Below are 6,332 nucleotides of genomic sequence, written 5' to 3' on the forward strand. Positions count from 1 at the left end.
TGCATTGCCGAGTTGTGTAGGCAGGAAGGGCTCTCTCAAGGGCTCTATTACAGCTGGTCCAAAGAGTTTCTTGAAGCTGGCAAGAAACGGCTTGCCGGTGACACCGCCCGTCAGGCCAACACCGGTGAGGTTAAGCAGCTGCGTAAAGAAGCTCGCGACCTCAAAGAAGTGTTTGCAGAGCAGGCCCTTGAACTGCAGCTTCTTTAAAAAAGCATGACAGGCGATGGGGAGGCCGACGAATGAGGTATCCTGTCCATGAGAAATTGGAGATTATCCGGCTGGTTGAAAACTCCCACCAACCGATCAAGCGCACTTTGGAGCATTTGGGCATTCCCCGCTCCACTTTCTATGTTTGGGTTGACCGCTACCTCGAAGGTGGTGTTGAGGCGCTTGAAGATCGCATCTCACGTCCATCTAAGGTCTGGAACCGTATTCCCGACGAGATCAGGACACAGATGATCGATCTGGCTCTGGAAGAACCTGATCTGTCTCGTCGCGAATTGGCGGTACGCTTTACAGATACAAAAGGCTATTTTGTATCTGAGGCTTCTGTCTACCGGCTACTGAAAGCGCAGGACCTGATTACCAGTCCCGCTTATGTCGTCATCAAGGCCGCAGACGAGTTCAAGGATAAGACGACAAAGCCGAACCAGCAGTGGCAGACTGATTTCACATACTTCAGGATTATCGGTTGGGGTTGATCAAAATGGTACCAGGCATCAAAGACAGCGCGGCTGGCAAATTACAGAATTAAGGTGTTTTCTTTCTGGTAGTTCCCCTCAACGACATCAGGATGCTGAGAATCAGCGATCCGCTTAATACCATGACGAGCGCTAATCGGTCCCAGGTGGGCGGAATAGTCATTGAAGTAGCGATCAACATCATGAATGCTCAGTTGAACAATGGCGTAGACAGCTGTGTTTTCTTCTTCCTGTGTCATCTGGTAACTCCTCGGATTAAAAGGGATAGAACAAACTCTTCAGCGGTTAGATTTAAGTGCACTCCTCACCACAATTGTCAGACCAACGCCGACGGTAGCGAGGCCGCTCCATTGAATAAGTGATGGTGTTTCACCGGTTAGAGGAACTCCGATAATCAATGCAAAAACAGGCACTAAAGCAGGAAACATAGCAGCTTGGGCCGCACCCAATATCTGGACCGATTTAGCAAATGCAATCATAGCGATAACACCAGACAGAACACCTTGCACAATGAGTTGGGTCACCAGAATATGTGCAGACTGCGCAGTGAAAACATCAACGCCACGAGAGCTGAGATAGATTGGCCCAACAGTCAAAAGTCCTGTAACTGAAACAACTGTAGTCACATCGAGCGCGTTCAGTTTCCAATGATGCTGCAACACACTAAAGCCAGCCCAAAGCATTCCTGCCACAATGAAAAATGTGTCACCAATGAATATCTCAGAGGAACTGGTCATGGCAGCTGGACCAGCAATGAGAGCGAGGCCAGTAAGTTTAATCAGCGTCCCAAATATGCGCTGCAGCCCAAGTTGTTCGCTCAGGAAAATACGAGCAAACAAAAAACCGCCAAGCATCATGAAGGCCGGAACAATAACGGCGCCGTGCGTCAACGGTGCATAAATATAGCCGCCAACACCGAGCAACACGAAGGGAGGCCCTAACAAGACAGACACAACAGCTGCTTGTAAGAGGGAGATGCGCTTGAGAGGATTGCGTCGCACGATCAAAAGAAACAGCAGCACGAGAGGACCTGCTACAATATAACGGAGAAATGCGATATCAAACCCATCAAGGCCTGCAGTGACTCCGACACGCGAGAGTGAGAGATACGCTCCCCAGATTAGACTGGCGGTGAACCCGGCAATAATCCCTGGAACGAGACTTGGGATTTTCTTGACAGGGCATTCCAATAAGACACTGCTCATTTCCGTTTTAGTGGCCTGAACATGAAACATTTTGTTTCTCCTTCGCAACCGGTCTACTTGTTGACCAATATATTGAGCAGGACCAAAGCGGATGAGGCGGCGTATCGGTTTATCCCGGAAGATGCTGAGATTTACGTCGCTAACACGACAGATTAGAAATCAAGGCGATCTCATTGTGTGACGTCCTTCGCAGAAGCAACTCATCGACAAAATAGCAGGATGTCTGAGAGGGCAACGCCACTTCCTCATTAACTGTGAGAGTGTCTGCGGGGAGCAGTGCTCACTGGAGTTCTCAGGATTGATTAGGATAACTGAGCCGTGACAGGCCCAACTTGCCGACTTATGTTTTTGTTGTTCGCTGTGGTCCTTAATGGATCGGTTAAGGAATATATGGCAGTACTGGCACGCGTGATAAATCGGTTATCTGGTCAACGCACTATTGCTCAGGAGCAACAATGAAAGAGCTTGATGGGTTGATGGAGTTTTGTGCTGTCGTTGAAAACGGCGGTTTCAAAAGAGCTGCAGAGTCTCTTGATGTATCGACATCATTCATTAGCCGCCGAGTTTCCAATCTCGAAAATCGCTTAGGGGTGTTGTTGCTGCACCGTACGACGCGCAGCGTGAACCTAACAGATATCGGGGAACAATATTACCTGCGTTCAAAAGAGATATTGGCAGATATACACGCACTATCAGCTGACTTAGCTGAACAGCAAAACCTGGTAAAGGGGCGTATCCGAGTAGCCGCTGGTGGAATATTTGGCGAGACTTGGGTGGCCAGTGCTCTTGCTGATTTTGCCAGATCGCACCCTGAGGTTGAACTTGACCTTGAAATAAGTGACCGGCCTGTAGACTTGGTCAGAGAAAAATTTGACCTCGCAATTCGTCATGGAATGCCATCAGACCCTGATTTGACAGTTAGCAGGATAGGAAACCGACGGATGATGGTTTGTGCTTCTCCAGATTATCTGAGAGAGCATGGTGAGCCAAACGAGCCGGAGGATCTGGTATCTCATTCTTGTTTAATCACGCCCGGCTTGCGCTGGCTCTTTGCCAGGAATGACGACACGTTTGAAGTCCGGGTTTCCGGTCGTTGGGCTAGCAATAATGGGCGAGCGTTGATGATTGCTGCATGTGCAGGTTTAGGTTTCACGAGGCTCGCTGAGGGATATCTGACCAGCGCATTAAAGTCGGGTGCTTTGGTTGCCGTCCTCAAGCCCTATGAGATATCACCACAGGAGACCCTCTTGGTATATCCATCTCGTGCATTCCTTCCCTTCCGGGTTCGCTCGCTCGTAGAGCATTTGAAGAAATACTGAAGTCAAACAACCCCTTCCAGTTATTCTTCATGAAGCTTACTTCTTAAGCAGTCGTTTGAACCCACCGCATTCAAAAGCAATACAAAGCTCCAGCAACTCAGGATCCCCTGAGATTGTTGCTCCTGAGCAATAGTGCGTTAACCGAATGGCCAATTTATCAAGTGTGCCAGTGCTGTCATATTTCCCTCACCCGATCCATTCAGGACCAAAGCAAACTAAATAATATTTGTCCGAAGGCTCAGGTTCACACTGTCCAACAAACGTTGTCACTACTGGAAAATATGACTTGATAAGCAGATCGCGAGTAATCGCGTTGCCCGCTTTCAGGCAATGGTAAAACGATCATCGGCTTGATCGATCTCGTGTCCTTCTCATCTTCTTGACCTGAATTGAGTCACAATATGACCTCAATTTCCAGTCTTTGCTCATGCAGTGCTCGACCTGACCGATCACAATTCAACTAAGTAGAGGAAACATCTACAATGTCTTTACATGAAAAAATTGCGACTTTAAAAGCTCAAGTCGAAAAAAAACTGCCTCAGAAAACTCGCGATGTCATGGACCTAGCTACTGCAGATCTGGCAGCATCAGGCATTTTGAATGGCACTATTAAAGTTGGCGATACACTTCCTAGTTTCACCTTGCCCAATCAGAATGGCACACCAGTCAACTCTAACGAATTGCTTAAGAACGGCCCATTGGTGATCAGTGTTTTCCGAGGAGCGTGGTGCCCTTATTGCATGTTAGAGCTTGAAGCTCTGGAAGAAGTTTCACAGCAGCTCCAGGAGGCTGGCGCGAACATATTGATTATTTCACCACAAACTCAAGCAGCTTCGTTCAAAACCAAAACCGAGAAAGGCCTATCTTTCGATATCATTTCGGATCTTGGTAGTCTTTATACCAGCAAGCTCGGTCTCGTTTTCTCTCTACCTGAGGATCTGCGCAAGGTTTATAAAGGGATCGGTATCGACCTACCAAGTTTTAACGGAGATGAAAGTTGGGAACTCCCTATGCCGGCGCGCCTGATTATTAGCCAAACAGGCAAAGTCATGAACGCTGACATTAATCCAGACTACACCAAACGTCCTGAACCAGCAGACACTCTTCGAGAACTCCTTGATATGGCGAAGCAAGACCTAACCAACGCGTAGCCTGAAAGCGATTGGCGGCAAGCGATAGCAGCATGTGCCGCCACTTCTCCCAGAATTGATAGCAGAGGCTCCTGCTTGCTTAGTCACAACGCCGTGAGGATTCGAAAAGTCGATTATTTGCAATTGAATTGCTGATCTGGCGGCATACATAGGATTGATCAGTGATGCTCTGGATTTCAGGGCATTTTTAATGAAGTACTGAAGGGTATACTTGTATGAACACAATTACGGTGCCTAAATCTCCTTTGATCTGGTCTCTGTTTAGCTTGCGCTTAAGTATATCGATTGTGTTCGTCCTTTGGACACTAAATAAATTCCTTAACCCAGTCTCGACAGCGAGGACTTTCGAAGCTTTCTATGGCTTTTCAGCTATGAGCGAGGCTCTCTCGTTTATACTCGGCGGAGTTCAAGCGCTCATCGTCATCTGCTTTCTTGTCGGATTTAAGAAACGTCTTTCAATAGGCGCCATTTTGATCATGCATGTCATATCGACTCTTGTCTCTTACGAGCGATATCTCGATCCATTCACAAGCCCCAACCTCCTTTTCTTCGCAGGATGGCCCATGTTAGCCGGACTTCTCACTCTCTATCTTCTGCGAGATTTCGATACCAAGTTCTCAATAGAGCACGGCGCTAAGACGTAACTCCACGACAACGCGTTGTTAGATTACAGGGGTGTTAGTTCAGAGTTGGCAGAATGACTTTGTTTGCAGCTGGATGTGATCGCCCTGAACTTGCTACCAGTATTCGGTCTTCAAAAGATGTAAAACTGATTGCACATCGATGGGGAACATTGAAATGAGCATAATCCACCGGGCTGTTCCCGATGATTTAGAGGCACTCTACCAAATTTCAGTTCAAACAGGCCATTTAAGTGGTGATGCAAGCCACTTGTATGTCGATTACAAAATGATGGGGCAAATTTACTCTGCCCCATATTTAAAATTATCACCTTAACTCTCTTACGTAATTGAGCGCCATAATCAAGTCGTGGGCTATTGTGTAGGCACCAACGATACTATTGAATTTGAGGCAGTTCTAGAATCTCAGTGGTGGCCTAACTTAAGACAAAGGTACCCATTACCAGAGAAAGGAACGCGATCAACCTGGACAGCCGAAGAACGCAGATATCAGATGATCCACTTTCCGGAGAAAACACCAGAACAGATTTCTATAGGTTTTCCTGCCCATCTACACATGAACCTTCTTCCAGTTATTCAAGGTCAAGGTATGGGTGCCCAACTTCTTGACAAATGGATGCAAGAAGCAACACAATATGGGGTAGCAGCTGTACATGTTGGTGCAAATGAAAAAAATACTAGAGCCATACGCTTTTGGCAGAAACAGGGGTTTAGCGGGCTTGGCGCACCAGCCTCAAGAACAGCATGGATGGGCTGTTTCATGACAAGCTCCTAATGTATCTGATCTAAAGTTAAGATGACCTATCAGACTTGTCTAAACCCATAATGGCAATATGCGCATATCTGCAAATGGCCCTTACGCCAATAACTGTCACTCGCTTATCCGATTTCACACAGTGTAGCGGAAAACTGTTTCTCATCAGGCTTCGTACGACAGCTCTAAATATTGTCGTTATTTCAAATTTTTGATAACAAAAAACCCGTCATCGTGATGACAACGGGTTTTAATATTTGGTTGCGAGGGTAGGATTTGAACCTACGGCCTTCAGGTTGCGATCTTCTAATTTAGTAAATACTACTATTATTATTTTTCAATAACTTAGCCCGCAAGCGCCTGATGCCGCTTAGCAAATTTCACAAAAAATTAACGAAGTATACGACACCAAACGGCGTCATGTACAGCTCAAAATGCGTACGGCGTTTGACGTGGTGTTGACGCAAGACCTTACGTTTCCTCCATCCCAACACTCAGACAGGGCGTTCAGGTAATCAGGGAGAGCTGGCTCGGGAAATTTGGACAGGTTGTGAAAGTGGA

5 protein-coding genes and 1 pseudogene are annotated in these 6,332 nt (G+C 46.9%); 4 read left to right on the forward strand and 2 right to left on the reverse strand.

From position 1 onward, the window contains the following. Positions 1-698: pseudogene (locus PsWM33_RS12040) on the forward strand (helix-turn-helix domain-containing protein); the annotation flags it as partial. Between the two features lie 44 nt (positions 699-742). Here the strand turns inward: PsWM33_RS12040 and PsWM33_RS12045 are convergent. Together PsWM33_RS12045 and PsWM33_RS12050 are read right to left on the reverse strand one after the other, a co-directional pair. Beyond that, complete coding sequence (locus tag PsWM33_RS12045; RefSeq protein ID WP_063300400.1) at positions 743-940, reverse strand: DUF1330 domain-containing protein; 198 nt, start codon at positions 938-940, stop codon at positions 743-745. A gap of 39 nt (positions 941-979) precedes the next feature. After that, a complete protein-coding gene (locus tag PsWM33_RS12050) occupies positions 980-1,936 on the reverse strand; it encodes a DMT family transporter (protein ID WP_063300401.1) in 957 nt (318 codons plus the stop codon). Positions 1,937-2,361: 425 nt separating this feature from the next. Here PsWM33_RS12050 and PsWM33_RS12055 point away from each other — a divergent pair, with 425 nt between their 5' ends. From PsWM33_RS12055 to PsWM33_RS28780, 3 genes are all read left to right on the forward strand, one after another. Further along, on the forward strand, positions 2,362-3,225 hold the full coding sequence (locus PsWM33_RS12055) for a LysR family transcriptional regulator (RefSeq protein ID WP_063296682.1): 864 nt from the start codon (positions 2,362-2,364) through the stop codon (positions 3,223-3,225). Between the two features lie 482 nt (positions 3,226-3,707). Further along, complete coding sequence (locus tag PsWM33_RS12060) at positions 3,708-4,376, forward strand: peroxiredoxin-like family protein (protein ID WP_063296683.1); 669 nt, start codon at positions 3,708-3,710, stop codon at positions 4,374-4,376. Positions 4,377-5,510: 1,134 nt separating this feature from the next. Further along, on the forward strand, positions 5,511-5,792 hold the full coding sequence (locus tag PsWM33_RS28780; protein ID WP_063296685.1) for a GNAT family N-acetyltransferase: 282 nt from the start codon (positions 5,511-5,513) through the stop codon (positions 5,790-5,792). The last annotated feature ends 540 nt before the right edge of the window (positions 5,793-6,332 follow it).

The organism is Pseudovibrio sp. WM33, assembly GCF_001623165.1.
GTDB lineage: Bacteria > Pseudomonadota > Alphaproteobacteria > Rhizobiales > Stappiaceae > Pseudovibrio.